This window comes from Flexibacter flexilis DSM 6793, from assembly GCF_900112255.1.
Lineage (GTDB): Bacteria > Bacteroidota > Bacteroidia > Cytophagales > Flexibacteraceae > Flexibacter > Flexibacter flexilis.
This window is the reverse complement of sequence record NZ_FOLE01000004.1, coordinates 241,092-263,680: the sequence shown is the minus strand read 5'-3', so window position 1 is coordinate 263,680 and position 22,589 is coordinate 241,092. Positions and strand designations below refer to the sequence as shown.

21 protein-coding genes are annotated in these 22,589 nt (G+C 45.1%); 16 read left to right on the top strand and 5 right to left on the bottom strand.

Annotation, left to right across the window (positions count from 1 at the left end; genetic code table 11):
* Positions 1-96: 96 nt before the first annotated feature.
* The 9 genes from BM090_RS08870 to BM090_RS08830 all read left to right on the top strand — a co-directional run bounded on the left by BM090_RS08870 (position 97) and on the right by BM090_RS08830 (position 9,805).
* Positions 97-1,218: a hydrogenase small subunit gene (locus BM090_RS08870; RefSeq protein ID WP_091511060.1), complete on the top strand. Its 1,122-nt coding sequence runs from the start codon at positions 97-99 to the stop codon at positions 1,216-1,218.
* A 31-nt stretch (positions 1,219-1,249) separates the two neighbouring features.
* A complete protein-coding gene (locus BM090_RS08865; RefSeq protein WP_091511057.1) occupies positions 1,250-2,989 on the top strand; it encodes a nickel-dependent hydrogenase large subunit in 1,740 nt (579 codons plus the stop codon).
* 18 nt (positions 2,990-3,007) lie between these two features.
* Positions 3,008-3,733, top strand: a complete 726-nt coding sequence (gene cybH, locus BM090_RS08860; RefSeq protein WP_091511053.1) for a Ni/Fe-hydrogenase, b-type cytochrome subunit — start codon at positions 3,008-3,010, stop codon at positions 3,731-3,733.
* Entirely contained in the window at positions 3,733-4,257 is a 525-nt protein-coding gene (locus BM090_RS08855) for a HyaD/HybD family hydrogenase maturation endopeptidase (protein ID WP_091511051.1), read from the top strand. The genes cybH and BM090_RS08855 overlap by 1 nt, the downstream gene beginning before the upstream one ends.
* Positions 4,241-6,502 (top strand): carbamoyltransferase HypF, encoded by a 2,262-nt coding sequence (gene hypF / locus BM090_RS08850; protein WP_091511046.1) that lies wholly within the window; start codon positions 4,241-4,243, stop codon positions 6,500-6,502. Before BM090_RS08855 ends, hypF begins: the two co-directional genes overlap by 17 nt.
* Before the next feature lie 3 nt (positions 6,503-6,505).
* Positions 6,506-7,138 (top strand): FKBP-type peptidyl-prolyl cis-trans isomerase, encoded by a 633-nt coding sequence (locus BM090_RS08845; protein WP_091511043.1) that lies wholly within the window; start codon positions 6,506-6,508, stop codon positions 7,136-7,138.
* Positions 7,139-7,145: 7 nt separating this feature from the next.
* Positions 7,146-8,222 (top strand): hydrogenase formation protein HypD, encoded by a 1,077-nt coding sequence (gene hypD / locus BM090_RS08840; RefSeq protein ID WP_091511040.1) that lies wholly within the window; start codon positions 7,146-7,148, stop codon positions 8,220-8,222.
* A gap of 6 nt (positions 8,223-8,228) precedes the next feature.
* The gene (locus BM090_RS08835; RefSeq protein WP_091511036.1) at positions 8,229-8,849 is read left to right on the top strand and encodes an urease accessory protein UreH domain-containing protein; all 621 of its coding nucleotides are present in this window, start codon (positions 8,229-8,231) and stop codon (positions 8,847-8,849) included.
* Positions 8,850-9,166: 317 nt separating this feature from the next.
* Positions 9,167-9,805 carry a hypothetical protein gene (locus tag BM090_RS08830; protein WP_091511034.1) on the top strand — a complete coding sequence of 213 codons (639 nt, stop codon included), beginning with the start codon at positions 9,167-9,169 and terminating at the stop codon, positions 9,803-9,805.
* A 203-nt stretch (positions 9,806-10,008) separates the two neighbouring features.
* Here the strand turns inward: BM090_RS08830 and BM090_RS08825 are convergent, their stop codons facing one another.
* Positions 10,009-11,256, bottom strand: coding sequence for a hypothetical protein (locus BM090_RS08825; protein WP_091511030.1), 1,248 nt, complete (start codon positions 11,254-11,256; stop codon positions 10,009-10,011).
* A 177-nt stretch (positions 11,257-11,433) separates the two neighbouring features.
* Here BM090_RS08825 and BM090_RS08820 point away from each other — a divergent pair, with 177 nt between their 5' ends.
* Together BM090_RS08820 and BM090_RS08815 are read left to right on the top strand one after the other, a co-directional pair.
* Positions 11,434-12,687 carry a CHASE2 domain-containing protein gene (locus BM090_RS08820; RefSeq protein WP_177199889.1) on the top strand — a complete coding sequence of 418 codons (1,254 nt, stop codon included), beginning with the start codon at positions 11,434-11,436 and terminating at the stop codon, positions 12,685-12,687.
* An 85-nt stretch (positions 12,688-12,772) separates the two neighbouring features.
* Positions 12,773-13,396 (top strand): Crp/Fnr family transcriptional regulator, encoded by a 624-nt coding sequence (locus BM090_RS08815; protein ID WP_091511023.1) that lies wholly within the window; start codon positions 12,773-12,775, stop codon positions 13,394-13,396.
* Here BM090_RS08815 and BM090_RS08810 read toward each other — a convergent pair.
* From BM090_RS08810 to BM090_RS18150, 3 genes are all read right to left on the bottom strand, one after another.
* Complete coding sequence (locus BM090_RS08810) at positions 13,379-14,140, bottom strand: cyclase family protein (RefSeq protein ID WP_091511020.1); 762 nt, start codon at positions 14,138-14,140, stop codon at positions 13,379-13,381. The genes BM090_RS08815 and BM090_RS08810 overlap by 18 nt on opposite strands.
* A gap of 157 nt (positions 14,141-14,297) precedes the next feature.
* The gene (gene meaB, locus BM090_RS08805) at positions 14,298-15,281 is read right to left on the bottom strand and encodes a methylmalonyl Co-A mutase-associated GTPase MeaB (protein WP_091511316.1); all 984 of its coding nucleotides are present in this window, start codon (positions 15,279-15,281) and stop codon (positions 14,298-14,300) included.
* Between the two features lie 90 nt (positions 15,282-15,371).
* Positions 15,372-15,614, bottom strand: a complete 243-nt coding sequence (locus BM090_RS18150; RefSeq protein ID WP_143083924.1) for a hypothetical protein — start codon at positions 15,612-15,614, stop codon at positions 15,372-15,374.
* A gap of 64 nt (positions 15,615-15,678) precedes the next feature.
* Here BM090_RS18150 and hisG point away from each other — a divergent pair, with 64 nt between their 5' ends.
* Together hisG and BM090_RS08795 are read left to right on the top strand one after the other, a co-directional pair.
* A complete protein-coding gene (gene hisG, locus BM090_RS08800) occupies positions 15,679-16,542 on the top strand; it encodes an ATP phosphoribosyltransferase (protein WP_091511017.1) in 864 nt (287 codons plus the stop codon).
* 103 nt (positions 16,543-16,645) lie between these two features.
* Positions 16,646-17,482 (top strand): Rpn family recombination-promoting nuclease/putative transposase, encoded by an 837-nt coding sequence (locus tag BM090_RS08795; protein ID WP_245756706.1) that lies wholly within the window; start codon positions 16,646-16,648, stop codon positions 17,480-17,482.
* 89 nt (positions 17,483-17,571) lie between these two features.
* Here the strand turns inward: BM090_RS08795 and BM090_RS08790 are convergent, their stop codons facing one another.
* The gene (locus BM090_RS08790; protein WP_091511013.1) at positions 17,572-18,624 is read right to left on the bottom strand and encodes an NAD-dependent epimerase/dehydratase family protein; all 1,053 of its coding nucleotides are present in this window, start codon (positions 18,622-18,624) and stop codon (positions 17,572-17,574) included.
* Between the two features lie 146 nt (positions 18,625-18,770).
* On the opposite strand from BM090_RS08790, the gene BM090_RS08785 reads away from it, so the two are divergent.
* Genes BM090_RS08785 through BM090_RS08775 form a run of 3 tightly spaced genes read left to right on the top strand, consistent with a single transcriptional unit; the run spans position 18,771 to position 22,530 of the window.
* Positions 18,771-19,646: a DMT family transporter gene (locus BM090_RS08785; protein ID WP_245756705.1), complete on the top strand. Its 876-nt coding sequence runs from the start codon at positions 18,771-18,773 to the stop codon at positions 19,644-19,646.
* A 43-nt stretch (positions 19,647-19,689) separates the two neighbouring features.
* A complete protein-coding gene (locus BM090_RS08780; RefSeq protein WP_091511007.1) occupies positions 19,690-20,604 on the top strand; it encodes a DMT family transporter in 915 nt (304 codons plus the stop codon).
* An 18-nt stretch (positions 20,605-20,622) separates the two neighbouring features.
* Complete coding sequence (locus tag BM090_RS08775; protein ID WP_091511004.1) at positions 20,623-22,530, top strand: LTA synthase family protein; 1,908 nt, start codon at positions 20,623-20,625, stop codon at positions 22,528-22,530.
* The last annotated feature ends 59 nt before the right edge of the window (positions 22,531-22,589 follow it).

The following is a 22,589-nucleotide window of genomic DNA, read 5'->3' as shown; positions in this document are numbered from 1 at the left end:
TAAAACACCATTTTTTACTTAATTTTTAGGTTGCCTGTACGCTGCGTGTAGAGGTAGCAAATTTTTATCGAAACACAAAAAACTAATAGAAACATTATGCCAGATAAAACCAACAATGAAACCTATCTGCAAAGCATTGAGCGGCAGGGTTACGAGCGTCGGGATTTCTTGAAGTTCGTGGCGTTTATTGGGGCTTATATGGGTGTGGAAAGCACAGCAATTGGTCAAATTGCTAAGTCGCTTGAAACAACTCCAAGATTGCCAGTTATTTGGGAACACTTCCAAGAGTGTACCTGTTGTAGCGAATCGTTTATCCGTTCAGACCATCCTATTGTGGCTGATATTATTTTGGATAAAATTTCGCTTGATTATACCCTTACGCTGATGGCTGCATCTGGCCACCAAGCCGAAGCCGCCAAAAAAGCAACGATGGACAAATACAAAGGAAAATATATTCTTTGTGTAGAAGGTTCTGTGCCAATGGGTGCGGAAGGTCAGTATTGTTGTATTGGTGGTCGTTCTGCGCTGGATATTTTGAAAGAATCTGCTGAAGGTGCTGCCGCAATTATTGCGTGGGGAAGCTGTGCTACAACGGGTTGCGTGCAAGCTGCTAAGCCAAACCCAACGGGAGCAACGCCAATCGACAAAATTATTACTGATAAACCAATTATTAACGTACCGGGCTGTCCGCCAATCGGGGAAGTAATGGCGGGTATTATCGTGCACGTGGTAGCCTTCGGCAAATTGCCTGAGTTGGACAACGCAGGCCGTCCGAAAGCCTTCTATTCTAAACGTGTACACGATAGCTGTTACAGAAGACCGTATTTTGATGCGGGTCTTTTTGCCGAAACTTTCGACGACGAAAACGCACAAAAAGGTTATTGCTTGTACAAAGTGGGTTGCAAAGGGCCATCTACTTACAACGCTTGCGGTAACATGAAGTGGAACGGTGGCGTGAGTTACCCAATCCAATCGGGACACGGCTGTATTGGTTGTAGCGAAAAGAACTTCTGGGATGCTGGCAGTTTCTACGACCGCGACAAAGCCATCGGCGGCAGTATAGAAGCCACAGCCGACACTGTAGGCAAATACGCACTTGGTGCAGTAGGTGCGGGCTTGGCTGCGCACGCTTTGGTGTCTAACTTCTCTAAAAAACGTGACCTTGACCGCCGAATCGGTGCGGCCATCGAAACAGAGAAAAAATTGGACGAAGAATAATCTGGTTATCACACAAATACAACAAATTAAAATGGCTGATAGAATTGTAGTTGACCCCATTACCCGTATAGAAGGGCACTTGAGAGCCGAAGTAGAGATTTCGGACGGCACTATCAAAGACGCATTTTTGTCATCTACGATGGTAAGGGGACTTGAAAATATTGTAAAAGGAAGAAACCCGAAAGATGTTTGGGCTTTCGTGCAACGTACTTGTGGCGTTTGTACGGGCACTCACGCCACGACTTCGGTGCGTGCGGTGGAAGATGCTTTGGGCATTGTAGTTCCGCCAAATGCAGAAATGGTGCGCAACATCATGCAAGGCGCGTTGTATCTGCACGACCACGTAGTACACTTTTATCACTTACACGCCTTCGACTGGGTGGACGTGGTGAGTGGCCTAAGCGCAGACCCCGTGAAAACGTCGCAGTTGGCGCAGTCTATTTCTAACTGGCCAAAAAGTTCTCCAGGTTATTTCTCTGACCTCCAGACCAGACTCAAAAAGTTTGTAGCAAGCGGACAGTTGGGCATTTTTGCCAATGGTTATTGGGGACACCCAGCCATGAAATTGCCACCAGAAGCCAACTTGATGGCCACGGCGCACTACCTTGAGGCCTTGGAATGGCAAAAAGAAATCGTGAAAGTTCATGCTATTTTCGGTGGTAAAAACCCTCACCCTAACTTTTTGGTGGGTGGTATGGCTTGCGCCGTAAATACCGATGATGCCAGCGGCTTGAACGCCGAACGTTTGGCTTTCGTAAGACAATTGTTAGAAGAAGGACAACGTTTTGTGGAGCAAGTATATGTGCCAGATGTAATGGCAATTGCAAGTTTCTATAAAGATTGGGGTTCAATCGGTGGCTTTGATAACTTCATGGCTTTCGGTGATTTCCCGATGCAAGGACACCACAACACCAACCCTAACACATTCAAATTCCCGTCGGGTGTGATTCTTGGCCGCGATTTGAGCAAGTTGCATAGCTTGGACATTCGCGACCTGAAAACGGTAGAAGAACACGTAAATCACTCTTGGTATGATTATGCAGGTGGTGATGTAAACGCGGGACTTCAACCTTGGGCAGGCCAAACCAACATCAATTACACAGGGCCTAAACCTCCGTACACGCATTTGGACATTAACCAAAAATACAGCTTTATCAAAACGCCACGCTGGAAAGGTCAGGCCGTAGAAGTAGGGCCATTGGCGCGTTTGTTGGTGGGTTATGCGGCTGGTAGAGAAGAGTTTAAAGAAATCATTGATGGTGCATTGGCTAAATTGCAAGTGCCTGCAACGGCTTTATTCTCTACTTTGGGCAGAACGGCGGCACGTGCTTTGGAAAGCCAATTGGTAGCCAAATGGAATCTGGAATTTTTCGATATTTTGGTAAACAATATCAAAAATGGCGATACACGCATGGCCAATATGGAAAAATGGGATCCTGCCACTTGGCCAAAAGAAGCCAAAGGCGTAGGTCTTACAGAAGCTCCACGCGGTGCACTAAGCCACTGGATTGTGATAAAAGACGGCAAAGTAGAAAACTACCAACAAGTAGTACCTTCGACTTGGAACGCCTCTCCACGCGACCCGAAAGGCCAACGTTCGCCTTACGAACATACTTTGCTCAACACGCCTGTGGCTGATCCTGAACTTCCTTTGGAAATCATCAGAACTATTCACTCGTTCGACCCTTGTATTGCTTGCGCGGTACACTTGTACGACGAAAAAGGCGAGATTATCAAAGAAGTTAGCAATATTTCCGTGTGCGGTATCTAATCCTAAAAGACAGCATTTATGGAATCTTCTACATTTAAACGAGCTTATGTATGGCAACTTCCCGTGCGTCTTTTCCACTGGATTAATGCCTTTTCCATTACGATACTGATTATTACGGGTTTTATTATTGCCAATCCGCCCGCGCTGATGTCCAACAAAGAGGCATCTGAGCAATTTTGGTTTGGTTATGTACGACAAATCCATTTTATCAGTGCCTACCTGATGGTTGCCGTGATGGTGTTGCGCCTTTACTACGCCTTTTTTGGCAATCGCTATGCCAACTGGCGTGTAATGTTGCCTTTGAGCAAATCGGGCTTTAGCAAAATGTGGCACGTAATTAAGTACGATTTGTTGCTTCAAAACGAAAAGGAGTACAACTTCAAGAATATTAGCACAGGCCACAACGCCGTAGCAGCATTCAGTTACTTTATTATGTTCATTTTGGCAGTGGTGATGGTGTTTACGGGTTTCGGATTGTACGCGCCTACTTCTACTTGGTTTTTGCCAAGAATGTTTGAATGGGTACCTGCATTTTTGGGCGGCGATTTTGTGACGCGCACCGTACACCATTATAGTATGTGGGCTTTCATCTTGTTTGTGGTGGTACACGTGTATTTGGTGTTCTTCCACGACTGGCTCGAAGGTCGCGGCGAAACTTCTGCCATGTTCAGTGGCTACAAGTTTGTGCGCACCGAAAGTATTAAGGACGAAGAAGCTGCCAACGCAGAGAAAAAAACAGCATAATGCAAGATACTTTTTCATATACCCCCGATACGTTCCATTCCGACGGCAATGATATATTGGTGTTGGGCATTGGTAACTACCTGATGGGCGATGAAGGTATAGGCGTACATTTTGTAAAAAAATTAGATACTTCCCGTTTTGCCTCCAACATTACTTTTTTGGACGGCGGGACGGGAGGTTTCACCCTCGTACCCTATATCGAAAGTCATCAGCACGTCATTATTGTAGATGCCACGATGGACGGCAAACCCGAAGGAACGATTACGTTGCTTACACCTAAGTTTAGCAACGATTTCCCGACGGCACTTAGTGGGCATAATTTTGGGCTTAAAGACATGGTCGAAATCTTGACGATGTTCGGTTCGATGCCAAAAATTTATCTTTTTACGGTTACTATCAGCAAGATGGAACCTATGTGTATGGAATTATCGCCTGCCGTAGAGGCCGCTTTGCCCGAAATTACCGAAAAAGTTTTGGCTCTTACGCAGCAAATACGAAGCACGGAAAGTGTACACGCAGAATAAATGTTTTGAGGTCATTGTCAATGGCCGCGTACAAGGCGTAGGTTTCAGGCCCTTTATCTATAACTTAGCCAATAAGTTGCAGATGAAGGGCTTTGTTACCAACAATGCTTTGGGTGTGCAAATCGTGGTGTGCGCCACTGCCGACGCGCTCACGGATTTTGTTACCCAAATCCAAGCCCAAAAACCTGCGGCGGCGCAAATTGTGGCCGTTTCGGTTAGGGAAATGGAACACGCCGCCGAGTTTGAAGGCTTTAGCATTAAGCCCACTCAAACTACCCCAAACATCAATTTGCCACTCACGCCTGATTTTGCGCAATGCGCCCAGTGTGCTGCGCAAATGCTTGACCCACACGACCGACGGTATTTTTATCCGTTTACGTGTTGCACGCAATGCGGAACGCGCTACGCCATTACTGAAAAATATCCTTTTGAACGAGAAAACACTTCGCTGGCAACATTCAAAATGTGCGCCACTTGCCAAACCGAATACGACAGTCCCGAAGATGTACGCTTTCATGCCCAAACCAATTCTTGCCCCGATTGTGGCATAAAGTTTTGGCTTACAGATAATTTTGGTAAAATATTAACCCAAGAAAATCAGGAAGTTTTTGGGCAGGCGGCAAAGGCTTTGAGCGAAGGAAAAATTTTGGCCGTCAAAAACACGTCGGGTTATTTGCTGCTATGCGATGCGACTTCCGTGCAGGCCGTACAGCAGCTCCGAGAGCGCAAACGCCGCCCAACCAAACCGTTGGCGGTGCTGTTTCCAGACCTTGCGCAATTGCGCCAGCACGTTTATTTGAGTGAAAAAGCAGCCGCACACATCGGCTCGGCAGAAGCTCCGATTGTGGTGGCAGAAGTGAAAAACAAAGGGGCAATTGCTTTGCAAGAAGTTGCGCCAAATATGGACACGCTGGGTTGTATGTTGCCGTATTCGGGGATTCTGAAACTTTTGGCCACCCAACTCAACCGCCCTTTGGTGGCTACCAGCGGCAATTTGCATGGCTCGCCCGTGTGCGCCGACGCGCCAGAAGCATTTGAAAAACTAAGCGGCATCGCCGACTTATTCATACACCACGATTTACCCGTGAGGCATTCGCAAGATGACTCCGTTATTAGATTTACACCAAAATACGATATTAAACTTGTGTATCGTCGCGCGCGCGGCCTTGCACCCAGCAATTACTTTGAACCCACACAAAATAAGGTAGATAACACCAAAATTTTGTGTTTGGGTAGTGACCTGAAAAGCAGTGTTTCCCTGCAACCCAACAGCCACAGTTACACAAGCGAATATTTAGGCGATTTGGGAAATTATGAAACTTTCCAGCGTTTTGAGGCCACTTTGAGCAGCTACGCGGAAACCTTTAGCCTAAAGCCTGATGTTATCGTGCACGACCTGCACCCGCTCTACCAAAGCAGGCAGGCCATTGAACCACTGCAACAACGTTTTCCTGCGGCTCGCCTGCACGCCGTGCAACATCATGAGGCGCATTTTGCGGCGATTTTGGGCGAAAAAAACAGTTGGGAAAATAAAGTGTTGGGCGTGATTTGGGACGGGACGGGCTACGGAACAGACGCGGCCATTTGGGGCGGAGAGTTTTTTTTGTATGAAAAAAGAAAAATCTCGCGCGCGGCGCACTTGAATTATTTTATATGGATTTTGGGCGATAAAATGGCTAAAAATCCGAAAATCAGTGCTTACGCGATTTTGGGCGATGCTTTGGGGCAAGAAAATTTTGAAGCAAACGAGCAACGAATATACGCCCGACAGCGCGAGCAAAAAGCCGTACAAACTTCGTCGGTGGGGCGGCTTTTCGATGCGGCAGCCTACGTTTTGGGCTTTGAAAGAACAGTTTTTTTTGAAGGGGAAGCGGCCATGTACGTGGAACAGTTGGCCAAAATGTGTGGCACTGACGCAAAAAATGTGTATCTTGATTCCGAAGATTTTTTATCAGGCGAAAAACTTTTGGCCAATATGCGCACCGCCTTAGGGCATGGCGCAAGTCGGGCGGAAGTGGCCGCAGGATTTCATTGGTCTTTGGCCAAAATGATACAGAAAGTAGCCGTGCAGCAGGGCGCAACGCACATTGCGTTTAGTGGTGGCGTGTTTCAGAATGCGTACTTGGTGGACTGTATCGCACAGAAAATGAATGACTTAACGTTGAGTTGGCATGAGCATTTGCCCGCCAACGACGAAAATATTTCTTATGGACAATTAAAACATTATCAATACATACTACAATAAATCATGGATATTTCAGAATTATTAGGCACCATCGGCAAGACCGAAGAACAAGATAAAATTTCCTATTCGGCAGGCGTAGTAATGGCAATGAGCCTCAAAGATTTGGGCTTTGAAGAGATTTCGAGCGCGGATTTTATAGAAGGAATGGATTCTGTTTTTAACAATAGTTTCCCAAAAATCACTGCCAAAAGAGCCGTTGATATTTTCAATAATTATATAGCCTTGTTGCGCGAGGAGCAAAAAGAAAAAAATGCCACCGAAGGCCGTGTTTTCTTAGAACAAAACGCCCAACGCGAAGGCGTGGTTTGTTTGCCAAGCGGTTTGCAGTACGAAGTGTTGCGTCAGGGCAAAGGCCAAACGCCTAATCTATTGAACCACGTAGAAGTAACTTACGAAGGTTATTTGGTTAATAATGAAGTGTTTGACTCAAGCAAACACCATAGCGGCGGCGTAGAATTTGAAATTGGCGAAATGATACCAGGTTGGCAAGAAGTGTTGCAACTCATGCCCGAAGGTTCGCGCTGGAAAGTGTATATTCCGCATTATTTGGCCTACGGCGAAGCAGGTGCCGCGCCCATGATTCAGCCAAACGCGACGCTTATTTTCATTATTGAATTGAAAAAAATAATCAAATAGCGGTGCGATGAAATATGTTACGGAATACCGCGACCCCGAACTGGTAACCCATTATCTGGACGCGATTCGCCAAAAAGTAACGCGCCCTTGGTTTATCATGGAGATTTGTGGCGGACAAACCCACTCGCTGGTGAAAAATGGCTTGTTGGATTTGCTGCCCGAAGAAGTAATCATGGTGCATGGGCCGGGTTGTCCTGTGTGCGTTACGTCGGCGGGTCTGATAGACAAAGCCGTGGAACTGATGCAGCAAGGCGTAATCATGTGTTCGTTTGGGGACATGGTGCGCGTGCCAGGTACGTCGCAAAGCCTTTTGCAAGCCAAAGCCGCAGGCGGCGATTTGCGTATTTTGTATTCGCCATTGGAAGCCGTGAATATTGCGGCGGCCAACCCAGACCGCGAAGTCGTGTTTTTTGCCGTAGGCTTCGAGACGACCGCGCCAAGTAACGCGCTTGCCGTGATGCACGCCCAAAAATTAGGTTTGAAAAACTTTTCGTTGCTTGTTTCGCACGTGCTTGTGCCGCCAGCGATGGAGGCTATCTTGGACGATGAATTTTGCAATATCAACGCCTTTTTGGGGGCGGGTCACGTCTGCACGATTATGGGACTGGACGAATATTATCCGTTGGCTGAGAAATACAAAATTCCGATTGTGATTTCGGGTTTTGAGCCTGCCGACTTGCTTTGCGCGATTTATCATGCCGTTGTGCAGCTCGAAGAAGGCAAACATGAGGTAGAAAATCAATACACCCGTTTTGTAAAAGAACACGGTAACGGACGTGCCAAAGCGGTTGTAGAGGAAATATTTATGGTGGGTGACCAAGAATGGCGCGGCATCGGCAAAATAAGCGATAGCGGCCTTGTGATGCGTCCTGAATATGCGGCTTACGATGCGGCGGCCAAATTTGCCATCAAAACCAAGTCGGAAAGCTGTGCGAGCAAATGTATTGCGGGCGAAATATTGAAAGGTCAGAAAAAGCCTTTTGAGTGTCAGGAGTTTAGAAAAACGTGTAATCCGTCCAATCCGTTGGGTGCGCCGATGGTGTCGTCCGAAGGAGCTTGTGCGGCGTATTACCATTATTCCTAAGAAATTATGTTTGGACTATTTGTAACATTGTACGCGGGTTTGGAACACGCCTTTGAAGCCGACCATTTGTTGGCCGTCAATAACCTCGTTACCAATCGCAAACACACAGGCCACGCCATGAAAGACGGCTTTTTTTGGGGCGTGGGTCATACCACCACTATTTTTGTGATTGGTATGATGATGATTGTGTTCAAAATGAATCTTAGCGAACAATTATTTAGCTACTTAGAAGCCTGCGTGGGCTTGATGTTGGTCGGTTTGGGTGCGGTTCGGCTGTTCAAACTCAATGCCAAACGCCAATTGGCGTACAGCGGTTTGCCGCAAACGCACACGCATTACACCCCCAAAATGGCGTTTGGGGTGGGCTTTGTGCATGGCTTGGCAGGAAGTGGCGCATTGGCCGTGCTGGTGATGTCGCAGATGAAAAGCCCCGCCGAAGGCTTGATGTATATCCTGATTTTTGGGGTTGGCTCAATCGTAGGAATGTTGTTGGCTTCGAGTATGTTTAGCCTGCCGTATTCGCGCGGGATAATGCAATCCGAGCGGCTACAAAATGCCCTCACGGCTATATCCTCGCTGTTGTGTTTGGTGTACGGCATTAAAGTAATTATCGAAAATCTTTCGTAGTTATTCCCATAAACAAAAAAGTCCTTCTCTGTGGTTTGTGTCTTCACAAACCACAGAGGTTGGATAACAGGAATTGTGGGTGGGATATATTAAAACCCCATCTAAATCTTCCCCAAGGGGAAGACTTTAATAGAAGTCAGTTAAAGATATGTGGTCTGTGAAGACACAAACTATGGAGGAGATTTTTTATGTCTTTAGAATTTTATAGTAAATTATACTATAATTATATTTGTTTTTGCAAGTACCTACAAAATATAGAAAGTATTTGTAGATAAATTTATCATTGCCAATTCTTTGGATAATTAAATTATATATAAATGAGAATTTTCATTGCTGTTTTTCTTTTAGTAATATTTTTAACGGAATCAATAGGACAAACTTTAAAAATAAATGATTCTATAAAATGTGAAAATATAAAAATAGACATAAAAGTTGAAAATAAAGACAGTCAAAAACAAATTCAAATTAACATGAGTAATTCTAACTCAACTAAAGATATTTGGACAATTTTAACAGGTCTTTTAACGCCAATAATAGCCTTGGGAGGTTTAGGGATAGCTTATAGACAGTGGGTTGTTCAGCGGTACAGAGCTAAATTTGATTTGTTTGAACGACGAATGAAAGTTTATGAAAATATCCGCGAAGTATTAATATCTATACTTCGTAATAACACATTAGAGGGCATTAATATGGAAGATTTTTATATGAATGTTCGCCATTCTAAATTTTTATTCAATAAAGAAATAAGTGCATACATTGAGCAAATTGACAAGAATGTTAGTGATTTTCAAACTGACTGTATGAAACTTGGCGAAAACGAAAAAGCCCCATTTATGACTGAAGAACAAAGAAATAAAGTACTTGATAATAAGTATAATACATTAGACTGGTTATCAAAACAAGTTAAGATATTAGATAATAACTTTTCAAGTTTTATGGAGATTAGTAAAATATAAGTAAACATTTTCCTTGAATTAAAAATAACACTCGCCGTAGTCTCTGTCCTCACAGACCACCTACATTTGTCGTCTTTTATGATTTGTGAGGACACAAACCATGGAGGGAAGAGTATTTACCTTTTTCCATAAACAAAAAAATCCCCTTATAGGCTTCAAATCTATAAGGGGATTTTGGATTGTAGCAAAATCTAATTTGCCTGTTATTCAAACCCAAAAATTAAGGGGAACAAAAAGATCACAACCGCCGCCCAAAGGCCATAAATCGGCAGAAATACGGCAATACTTTTCTTTACGCCTTCTATTTGGTCGCTGCTGCGCACCGTGCGGAAAAGGTGATAGGCTACCAGCAACAAGTTTGCCAGAATCAGGATATTACTTCCCAGCACAGCCAATCGGTTGGGCGTAATGCCGCCCGAAATTCTGAACAAAATCGCCGACAAAGCAATTCCGTTTACAATAATGGTAACCACCGACAAACAAAACAACAACATGACGCTGGTTTGGTTGTCGGGGCGTTTGGAGGTTTCTACAACCGAAAACACGATAATGGCCATCACTCCCACCAACAACGCATTGAAAATCAGCAGAAAGTCGCGGTCGTTGTAAATGTCTATGTTTTTACTCAACATAATAGAGGCCAAATAAACCGAGAGCATCAGCAACACGATAGGCGTAAATACTTTGGCAATGATAGGGGAGACCTTACTGACCAGTTCGGGATTGGTCTGGACAAGCGAAGTGCCCACGATAGGCAATGCCCCAAACGCCCAAAAACCAAGATATTCGCGATAGAAATATGAAACGTCGATACCGAGCATATCGAATAACTGGAACGTAATAGCCGAAAACACAGCCCCCGAAATCACGATAATAGTGCAAATGATGACCAAATCGCCATTGTAGCGAAGAAAATCCAAACGTTTTGGCACGTCGTTGAGCCCTTCGCCCACAAAAGAATAACCCAACATTACCCACAAAAATAAAGGCAAATGAAGACAGGCAAGTATCAGTGTATCATCGAGTTGTGAAGCACTTGGCAGCAGGTTAATATAGATTGCCGCCGCCAAAGTCGTTATCGCAACAACTACGCTTTTCTTAAGGTTGCTTTTTTGTTTCCACAAAAAATAAGCCGCCAGCACTGGCAAAACCAGAAAACCGATATTGCGGCCATAAAAATATTCGGTCTTAATGTCGGCCATGTAAACCAGTTTGGCCGTAAGCCCCACCAAAAACGAGACAGCAATCACAAATATTAGTTCGGGTTTGCTGCTCCACACAATCCCGTCAGCCTCAAAATTGAGTCGCTCGTGCCAGCATCGTGCAATAGGATTGTCTTGGATGTCGTTGTAAATCAGGTTGAAATCTTTTTTGAAATTGGCCTTGTTGTCTCGGTAGAGTTTTTCAAGGGCTCTTGGATTTTCCAAGTTGAGGATGATTTCTTCTTTCATTTTGTTAGCTTGTTTATTGTTGAGACCATCTACACAACGCCCCTAATCTACAAAGTTATTTTAATGCTTGACTTAATTTTCTTTCTTTATTTTAGAAGAAAAATAGGGCAATTCCAAACCTTGCATTTTAGGCCAATAAGCTGTTATATTCGCTGGATAGCTTTGATGTTTTTGCTTATGCGTATTCGTTACTGGCGCGACACTTTGTGGTGTACGGGATTTATTTTTGCAGTGTTGGTGGGGCTGTATATGTTGCCCGCCCAATTTGAGTTGTTCAATCCGTTGGCCGAAGCCTTCGACGACTTTGAGCTAACCGATTTGGTGTATTCGCGTCATTTGGGCGAAGACCAAAATCTCGAACACATACAAGATGCCGTCGCGCTCACAGATACCAATATTGTGTTGGTGAATATTGGTTACCTGAATCGTGCGGGCATTGCCCAAGAGATTTTTAATATCAATGCCCACCAGCCCAAACTTATTGCCATAGACGCGCTGTTTGAAGTGCCACGCGCACCCGAAGACGACAGCCTGATGGCGCAGGCTTTTTCGGAAACTAAAAACTTGATTTTGGGAGTAAAATTGCTCAACCCAAACTACACCAAAGGCGGCTTTGACTCGGCGCAAGTTACTTACCCGATGTTTGACCGCTACGCGCTGCACGGCTACGTGAATCTGATTACGGACGGAGAAGACAAATTCAGAGTTTCGCGGCACTATTCGCCCCAAGAACGCAGCACGGATACGGCCATGCTTGCGTTTTCTACCAAAATTGCCAGTATTGCGTATCCTGCTCAAACACAGGCGTTTTTAGCCCGAAGCAATGAAGTTGAATCTATTAATTTCCGCCGCCACGAAAAGCAATATCGTTGCCTTGATGTGGCCGATGCGCTTAATCCCGAATTGCCGTTTAGCCTCAAAGACAAAATTGTGATAATGGGTTTTATGGGCGAAAATTTTCAAAGCAAATCGTGGGAAGATAAATTTTTTACGCCACTCAATGAGGTGTATATCGGCAAAACTGCGCCCGATATGTTCGGGATGACGGTTCACGCCAACATTGTTTCCATGATTGCCGAAAAATCTTTTATCAACGAAATGCCCGACTGGCTTGCGCTTTGTATCGGCGTGCTGCTGTGCATGGCCAATGTGCAGGTGTTTATGTGGATTTATTACAGGCTTTCGCGCTGGTACGATGCGCTTACCAAATTGTTACAATTGCTACAAGTGCTTCTGTTACTGTATGTTTCGGTGTTGTCTTTTTCGTTTTTCAGATACAAAATGGATTTGGCCGTAGGCATAGCCGCGATTTTGTTGGCAGGCGATTTGTTGGAAATTTACATGGGCTTTCTCAAGCCTAAAGTGCTACAACAAACGGCCAAATGGTTCCGCAAACACGAGCCAGCACCCGCCGCCCCAACGGAAGAATAATGTTAGGGGGCTTTATCAAACCAAAGATTCTTTTACTTTTGTAATTCAAATATTTTTTTTGATATAAATAAAAAATCCTATTGTTGTGTTGCAAGCGATAAAGCCCACTTTCTCAGACCCCCAACTTTTAGCAGAAATCAAGACGCATACCAAACTAAAGCGCATCGAAAAAGACGAAACGCTGATACGTTCTGGGGATAAAATCGTGTTTGTGCCGTTGGTGCAAAAAGGTGTGTTGCGGATTGTGCGCGAAGATGCCGACGGTCGCGAAATTTTCTTGTATCATCTTTACGCTGGCCAAAGCTGCGCCATGTCCCTGAACTGCTGCCAAGCGGGCAAAGAAAGTATGGTAAAAGCTGTGGCCGAAGACACAACCGAAGTGCTGCTGATTCCTGTGGGCATGGTGTCGGAGTGGTTCAGATATACCGAATGGAAATCGTTTATCAATGGCACTTACAGCAATCGTTTTGTGGAGCTGCTCAACGTGATTGATTTAATCGCTTTTAGTAACATGGACAAACAACTTTTGCGCTATTTGCAGGCACGCGCCCAAGCCAACAATACACATCGCCTCGACATCACGCACCAACAAATCGCCGATGAGTTGCACACGCACCGCGAAGCCATTAGCCGACTGCTCCGCACCATGGAACAGAAAAATTTGGTTCGGTTGGGGCGCAACAGCATTGAGCTACTGCACGGGCTTTAGTGGGTAAATAACGGGCTGTGAAGGCGCGGCATCGGTGGCCAAGCGCGGCACTTGCAAATGCAACCAATACAGGCCGTCGGGCAGCGCGTCTGGCACAAAAATAAGTTCGGTAATGGTGGCTTGGGTGCGCGTGGCGGCGGGATATTGCCAAAATCCGTGATGAACGGCCAAACGGCCTGCGTCTTCTTCTCTGTCCACCGACGGCAAATCCAGTAACAAATGTTCTACGCCTTGTTCGGCGAGCCACAGCCCCGTATTTTCTTCCAAATACGCGGGATTTGTACCCGAATAAGCACGCGTATTTTTATCCAAATCGTTTGGCAAAGTTCTGATAATGATGGCGTTGGTTTGGTGCTGTAAGGCTTTTTGCAAATCTTTTAGCAAAACGACCCAGTCGCCATTTTCGCGCTGCACGGGTTGCAAGCTGACAAGCTCGGCCACAAACATAAATTCTTGCAAACAGCGGTCTAAAGTGGCATCTGGTGCGGGGCTAATATGTCCGTAACATTCGGTATGCGTGCCGTTGCCGTGCGGCGTAAGGCTCAGGCGTGTGTAATTCACTGTTCCGCCTTCGGTCACGCTTCCTACAAAATTCCCTGCCCGAATAACGGCGTTTTCGGGAGCTTCGGCGTAGTAGCAATTGGGGTTTTCGGGGCTGTTGGGGCGTAGCGTAAAGGCCAAACTTTGGCCTTGCGTCGTGTCTGTGCTGTACTGTTGGTTGCGGTGGGTAATTTGGATTTGCATATTTTTTGGGTTCCTAGAAGATGTTGTTGGGGGAAGCTGTAATATTACAAACAGGCCATTAGCCGTATGGTTAAGCTTATGGGCTGAAGGTTGTAGATTTGATAATTAATTCAAACTATACTTGTAGAACAAGTTTTAAGGGTTATAAAATACTGTATTAAAACTTATTCAACAACTCATAGGCCGCGCTGACGGCATCTTGTTGGCCATTTTCTACGGCATTTTCGCACACGGCCAATGCCTGTTTGATGGTTGGATTTTCGTAAAAACGGTCTAAAAGCGTTTGTTTGATGGTTTCGTGCAACCATTCTTTGTTTTGTTCTTGGCGTTGCTTTTGTAGCCAGCCTTTTTGTGTAGCAAAATCGAAATATTTTTCGGTGAGTTGCCAAAGTTCGGGGATTCCCTCCTGCGTCATGGACGAACAGGTGCTCACAGGCGTAGCCCAACCCGACGGCGGCAACGGGAACAAATGTATCGCGTTTTCGTATTCTATCTTGGCGTTCAGGGCTTTTTGTACGTTGCTTCCGTCGGCTTTGGTAATGGTCAGTGCATCGGCCATTTCCATAATGCCGCGTTTCATGCCTTGCAAGTTGTCGCCTGCACCCGCGAGCATCAGTAGTAAAAAAAAGTCGGTCATGCTGCGCACGGCAGTTTCGGACTGGCCTACGCCTACGGTTTCGATAAGGATAATGTCAAAACCTGCGGCCTCACAGAGTAGCATGGTTTCGCGGGTTTTGCGCGTAATGCCGCCCAGCGAGTCGCCCGACGGCGAAGGGCGTATATAGGCTTTGGGGTCGTGCGAGAGTGATTCCATACGGGTTTTGTCGCCCATAATGCTGCCTTTGGTGCGTTGGCTGCTGGGGTCGATGGCCAAAACCGCCAATTTCAGGCCTTTTTGTTGGGTAATATACGACCCAAACGACTCAATAAAAGTGCTTTTGCCTACGCCTGGCACACCCGTAATCCCGATGCGTTTGGCGCGGCCTGTGTGCGGCAAAATGGCGTGCAAAACCTGATTCGCAGCCAGACGATCAGCTTCTAACCTGCTCTCTACCAACGTGATAGCTCTACTCAATACGACGCGGTCTCCCGCCAAAATGCCGTCTATATATTCCTGAACCGACAAACGACGAATAGCCATAAGCAAGTGTGTATAAAATTTGTTTTCTCTATTTTTAGGAGGGGCAATATAAAGCATATTTTCAGAACCCCGACGCGGCGGCGGTTAGTTTTACGCAAACCTTAGCATATTTTTTTGGGAAAAGCCAAAAGTCTTTATAGCTTTGCGTCCATCGTATGAAAGTCTGCAACGTAACATATTGCCTTCACGTTCAGCACCATCTGCATCATTCTCCGCAGTTGGAGAATAAGCACGTACATATCGCCCCCAGCGAGCAATAATCATTTTTGCGATTTTTGGCTCATTTGTCCCTGAAAACATTTTCAGGCGGCAAGCTAATTTTATTTCGATCAATTTTCTCTAAAATCCTGAAACATACGCTTTTGCAAGCGCGTTGTTTTATTTTTCCATAAAAAATATGAATACAATATTGCGTATCTCTATCCAAAAATCTGGACGTTTGAGCGAAGATTCACTCCGTTTGTTTAAAGAATGTGGCATTGAGCTTTCGGGCGGCGGCACGGGCAGACTCAAGGCGCAAGCCACAAATTTCCCTGCCGAATTTTTATTTCTCCGCGACGACGACATCGCGGGTTATGTGGCCGACGGCGTGGCCGATTTGGGCGTAGTAGGACAAAACGTACTGGAAGAGAGCAATAAATCCGTAAGCATTGCCAAACTATTGGGGTTCGGGAAATGTAGGCTTTCGATTGCTGTTCCGCGCAGCGACGAATACCGCAGCATTCAGGATTTGGAAGGCAAAAGTATTGCTACCTCGTACCCTCGTATTACGGCGGCGTATTTGGCCAACAAAGGCGTACGCGCTGACATTCACGAAATTAGCGGCTCAGTAGAAATCGCGCCAAGCATTGGGCTTGCTTCGGCGGTATGCGACATTGTCAGTTCGGGTAGTACGCTACTGGCCAACGGCCTGAAAGAAGCCGAACCGATTTTTTATTCGGAAGCCGTGTTGGTGGCATCGCCAAAACTTTCTGAAGAAAAACAAACGCTACTTAATCAGCTTATTTTCAGAATAGAAGCCGTACAAGCCGCCAAAAACAACAAATATATTTTACTCAATGCACCCAACGAAGCTGTAGAAGCGATTGCCGCTTTGCTGCCAGGCATGAAAAGCCCAACGGTGTTGCCGTTGGCGCAATCGGGTTGGAGTTCGATACACTCGGTTATCAACGAAAATGAATTTTGGGAGAAAATCGCCTCGCTTCGCGAATTGGGCGCACAAGGCATTTTGGTTGTACCAATCGAAAAAATGATTTTGTAAAAAAATGGTTAGGGGGCGGCTCTGAAAGAGCCGCCCCCTAACCAAAATCTATGTTTGAGGTTTTTCTTTTTTGTATCTTCGTGCATAAAAACTTGGTATGCTGATGGCAAAGTACATTAATCCATATACTGATTTTGGCTTTAAAAAACTTTTTGGTGAGGAGGCCAATAAAGACCTGCTCATTGATTTTCTCAATCAATTGTTGCCTGCTCATCACCAAATTGCAGCCCTAAATTTTCGTAATCCCGAAAATTTGGCGGACTTGTCGGCGGAAAGAAAAGCTATTTTCGATATTCATTGCAAGGCTCTTTCGGGCGAACGATTTATCGTGGAAATGCAAAAAGCAAAGGTCAAATACTTTAAGGACAGAAGTTTGTTTTACGTTACGTTTCCTATCCGCGACCAAGCGCAACAAGGCGATTGGAATTTCAAATTAGAACCCATTTATTTTGTGGCTATTCTTGATTTTGAATACGACGAGGCCGAAGAAAAACGGAAGTTTAGGCGTGATGTAGCACTCAAAGACCAAGACGGAGAGGTATTTTTTGACAAATTGCATTTCAAGTTTTTGCAAATGCCTTTGTTCACCAAAAAAGAGCACGAATTAGAAACCAAATTTGATAAATGGTGCTACTTTCTGAAAAACTTAGAAAGTTTTGACCACATTCCTAATATTCTCAACGAACCGATTTTTCAAAAAGCCTTTGGCGCGGCGGAATTGGCAAGTCTAAGCTCCGAACAAAGAGCCGTTTACGAAGAAAATCTAATTCAGTATTGGGGCATGAAAAGTGCTTTAGAAACAGCCGTTGAGGAAAGTAAAATCGAAATTGCGAGAAACTTTATCGCACTAAATTTGGATAATACGACCATCGCAAAAGGTACAGGTTTAACCATAAAGCAAATAGAAGCACTGCGGAAAGAGATTGACAAAAATCCTTAATTCCCCAAAAACACAAAAACAAGCCGAATAATTATCCGACTTGTTTTTGCTTCATTATTTGTTGTTCAAGGTTTTATTATCCTGAAAAATTATACCGTTTGAGCTTTTACGCGTTCTAATGCTGCTTCATATACGCGGCGCATACCTTCTTCCAACGAAACTTTTGGTTTCCAGCCGAATGTATTGTTTACGTGGCTCATTTCTGCATAACGAGAGTGTACGCCTACTGGCTTGTCCAACAACGGTTTGATGGTTGGTTCATAACCTACAAAGCGGCTGAATAGCTCTATAATTTCAAGGAAAGAAGTAAGTTTGCCCGAACCGATATTAATCGCTGAGCCGTCGTGGATATTGTCCATCGCCATCAGGATACAGTCGATACAGTCGTCGATGTGTACGAAGTCACGACCTTGTTTGCCGCTTCCCCACACTTCAAACGGATTTTCGCGACGTGCCGCACGTGCCGCAATGGCAGGAATCGGGTAAGACAAATCTTGATCTTCGCCGTAGCCCGAAAACGGACGTACGCAAGCCACCGAAATTCCGTAATACTGTGCCGCGATTTTGGCCAAATATTCACCCGTGAGTTTAGACCAACCGTAAGTCATGTCTGGTTGTCCCATTTTGGCAAAATTGATGTCCGTTTCGCGCAACGCAATCGCGCCGCTTTCGGCTTGCAAGTCCACAGGATACGCCGCACTCGAACTTGGGAACATCACACGCGCAGGTTTGTGGCGAGTAGCCCAGTAGAAAAACTCCGCGTCGATGGCCAAATCCAAAGCCACCATCATCGGGTCGCCGTCTATTTTGGCACGACCGCCCACGATTGCCGCAAAATGGAACACATCTGTAAAGCGTTCGAAATCAAGGCCGTATTGCTCGCGCAAAAACGTAGGTTGGTGCGTGAGTTTGTGCAAAAATTCTCTGAAATCTGCTTTGAAGAACAACAAACGACCATTGATAACTTCTAAATCGCCGTTTTGGGTGGAAGTGTAACCCTGTGCAGGCAACCACGTAGAAGGGTGCGTACCAGTGGAAAGGTCGTCCACCATTACAATATAATCATCAGTAATTTTAAGAAGTCTTTTTACAAGATTGCGACCCACAAAGCCGCAAGCTCCCGAAACAAGATGAAATTTCATGGAATAATCAAAGTTTAAAACAGAACAAAGTTCGCTTTGCAAATGTTAGCCAATGCAAAGGGCTACAAAAGTAAAAAATACATTGGTATTTAATATAAATTGCGCCGCGATTTGTAAAAAGCAATTCAAAATTATTCAATCAGACTATGAAATTATCCGAAGGGGTCAGGTATATGTTATTATCTACCCTGTTTTTTGCACTCATGAATTTATGCGTCAAGTTTCTCTCACGCATTCCCGCCATTGAGTTAGTATTCTTCCGCTCGGCCATTTCCTTTGTTTTGAGCGTGGCCATGCTCCAATACAACCGAATTCCGATGCTCGGTAACCAACGCAAATACTTGTTTCTCAGAGGTTTTTTTGGCGTTTTCTCCCTGATTCTCTTTTTCTATACGCTTCAGGCCATGCCGTTGGCTTCTGCCGTAACCATACAATATCTTTCGCCTGTGTTCACGTCGATTTTGGCGGTTTATACGCTGGGCGAGGTCATGACCAAAAAGCAATGGATTTTCTTGCTGCTCTCGTTTTTGGGCGTGGTGCTCATCAAAGGCGTGGACACACGCATTTCGGTTTTTTATATGATAATAGGCGTAGCCTCTGCTCTATTTTCGAGCTTGGCGTACAATAGCGTTCGCCGCGTGAAAGACACCGAACATCCGCTTGTAGTCGTGTTTTATTTTCCGCTGGTGGCATTGCCTGTTACATCGGTACTCACGTATTTTCAGTGGCAAGCACCGCAGGGCAGCGAATGGATTTTTTTGTTGCTAATGGGCGTTTTTACGCAAATGGCGCAGTATTGTATGACGCGCGCCGTACAAGCCGCCGAACTTTCAAGTATTAGTTACCTGAATTATATGGGCATTATTTATGCCTTAGGTTTTGGGTTTATTTTCTTCAACGAAACTTTTACATGGCCTGCAATGATTGGAATGCTGCTGGTCATGTCAGGAATTTTGCTCAATATCTACGACCGACGCGGCAAACTTTTAGGCACAAAAGCCGTCGAAAAAGTAGCTTCTTAAACTTCCGAAAATATTTTATTAAACATCTTATTTACAATAAATTATGTCTTTTGTTTCCGAAAAAACCGCCACACTTCGCGCCACGTCTGCCCAATGGACTTCGTGGGCTTTGGTGGTCATTTTGGCCTTGATTTGGGGCAGTTCTTTTATTTTGATAAAAAAAGGCCTGCAAGTTTTTTCGCCCGTAGAAGTTGGTTCGCTGCGCATCTTTTTGGCGTTTATGAGTATGTTGCCGTTTGCCCTGCGCAACTGGCGACAAGCCAACCGCAAAGAATGGTTTTATCTGGGCGTTTCGGCTTTTGTGGGAAGTTTCATTCCTGCCATGCTGTTTGCGCTGGCGGGTAGCCGTTTGCCAAGTGCCATTTCTGGCGCACTCAATGCCCTTACGCCTATTTTTACGATGATTATCGGCACTTTGCTTTTTTCGATGCGCGTTTCTTGGCTCAAATGGCTGGGCTTGGTGGTCGGGCTGATTGGTTCGGCTGGGCTGATTTTTATCGGAAAAGGCGGCCAAACGCAACTGGATGCCAATTTTTACGCTTGGTTTGTGGTGCTGGCTACCACCATGTACGCGGTCAATGTCAATCTTATCAAAAAACATTTGGCCGCCATGAAGCCGCTCAACGTGTCGGCTCTCTCGCTGATGGTAACTGGGCCAGTGGCCGCCATCGTGTTACTTAACACAGATTTTACGCACAAAATGGCCACACATCCGCAAGCCACCGAAGCCATGATATACGTTGGCGTGCTGGGCATTATCGGAACGGCCTTATCCTTGATGTTATTTAATTTGCTTATCCAACGCACTTCTGCGGTTTTTGCAAGTTCGGTTACTTATCTTATTCCGTTGGTGGCTCTGCTTTGGGGACTTGCCGACGGCGAACAACTTTTTGCGCTACACTACGTGGGCATGGCTACCATCATTTTTGGGGTAGTTATTATCAATAAATCAAAATAAAAAGGCAAGCTATTTTGCATGAAATCAATTCATTACAGACTTTTGGTGCAGCGACTTTTGTGGTTGCTGGCGGCTTATAGTCTCTTACGATTATTTTTTCTTGGAATAAATTACAACGAATTTCGACAAGCGAATTTCGGACAAATCGCGCAAGCCTTGCTTTCGGGTCTGCGCTTTGATGTGGCGGCGATTACGTGGATAAATGCAATTTTCGTTTTGCTTTCAATTTTGCCGTTTCGGTGGTTGGACAGCCCAGTTTATCAACGCATACTCAAAATTTTATTTTTGGCCAGCAACTTGCCTTTTCTGTTGCTCAATGCCGTTGATATTTTCTTTTTCAAATTCACGGCGCGGCGCACTTCCGCCGAAATCCTGCGCATAGCGGGCGACGTGCTGCACCAAACGCCCCAACTGCTGCGCAATTATTGGTTTGTGCCGTTGGGCGTTGGGCTGCTGGCTTGGGCGATTTGGAAACTTTACCCCAACTACAAAGCCGACAAGCCAAGCAAGATTTTGCCCGCGTGGAAAGGCTGGTTAGCTATTTTGCCCATTGCGATTTTGTGTGTGCTGGCGATTCGTTCTTCGTTGGCTATCAAGCCTTTGCAAGAAGGACATGCGTTTAACATTACGCCGACCGAGTTGGGAAATGTGGTATTGAATACGCCTTTTGTTTTCCTCAAAACCTTAGACAACGAAACCATTGAGCGGCTGCATTATTTCCCCAACAACCAAGAAATAACAAAGCTCATTGCCAAACCTTTGTCCGAAAATCCGAATCCTACGCCTACGCGCCAAAACGTGGTCGTGATTATTTTGGAAAGTTTCGGGTCGGAATACTTGGGGACGGGCAATCCGTACAAAGGTTATATGCCGTTTTTGGATTCGTTGGCACGCGAAGGGCTATTTTTCAAAAATGCGTACGCCAATGGCCGCCGCTCGATTGAGGCGATGGCCGCGATAATGGCGGGCGTGCCGTCGCTGATGAACGATGCTTATATTTCGTCGGGTTTTCAGGGCAATCATTTGTACGGCTTGGGCACGGCTCTGCGCGAAAACGGCTACCAAACGGCGTTTTTTCATGGCGGCACAAATGGCACAATGAACTTTGACATGTTCGCCAAACTTGCTGGTTTTCAGAAATATTACGGACAAAATGAATACCCGAACAAAGCCGATTTTGATGGCAATTGGGGTATTTTTGACGAATCGTTTTTGCAGTTTACCGCCCAACAACTTTCGGGCATGCAACAGCCTTTCGGGGCGGGAATTTTTACGCTTAGTTCGCACCAACCTTACACGATTCCGCCGCAACACCAAGGCCGTTTTCCAAAAGGAACAATTGCCGTACATGAATCTTTGGGCTATGCGGATTATTCGCTCAAGCAGTTTTTTAGGGCGGCCGCTCAAACGGATTGGTACAATAATACTGTTTTTGTGCTTACCGCCGACCATACGCAAGAGTCGCAAGAGGTTGCTTACCAGACAGAACTGGGCAATTATGATGTGCCGATGATTTGGTTTTCGCCACAAAAACGCTATCCAGCACACACGGACACGGCTCGCGCAGTGCAACACCTTGACATTATGCCTTCGGTTTTGGATTATTTGGGGCTGACGCCTCGCGAAAGACATTATTTTGGAAGTTCTATTTTTGGGAAAATGCAGCCTGAAATTATCAATCGCAGTGACGGACATTATTTGTACATAAATCCGCCATATTATTTACATTTATACGCAGACGGCAAGACAGCTTTATTTGATTATAAAACACAAAAACCATTCAATGAAGCACTTACAGTTCAACAACAACAAGTATTGCAAGTTGAAGAAAACCGTCTGAAAGCCTATTTACAGTATTATAACAATGGATTATTAGACAATAATTGGTATCATTTTACCAATAAGCCAACTTTATCAGACAAATAATATATTGTTGGAGCAAGATTTGATATTCCGAAACAATACTTTTATTTTACAAAGTAATT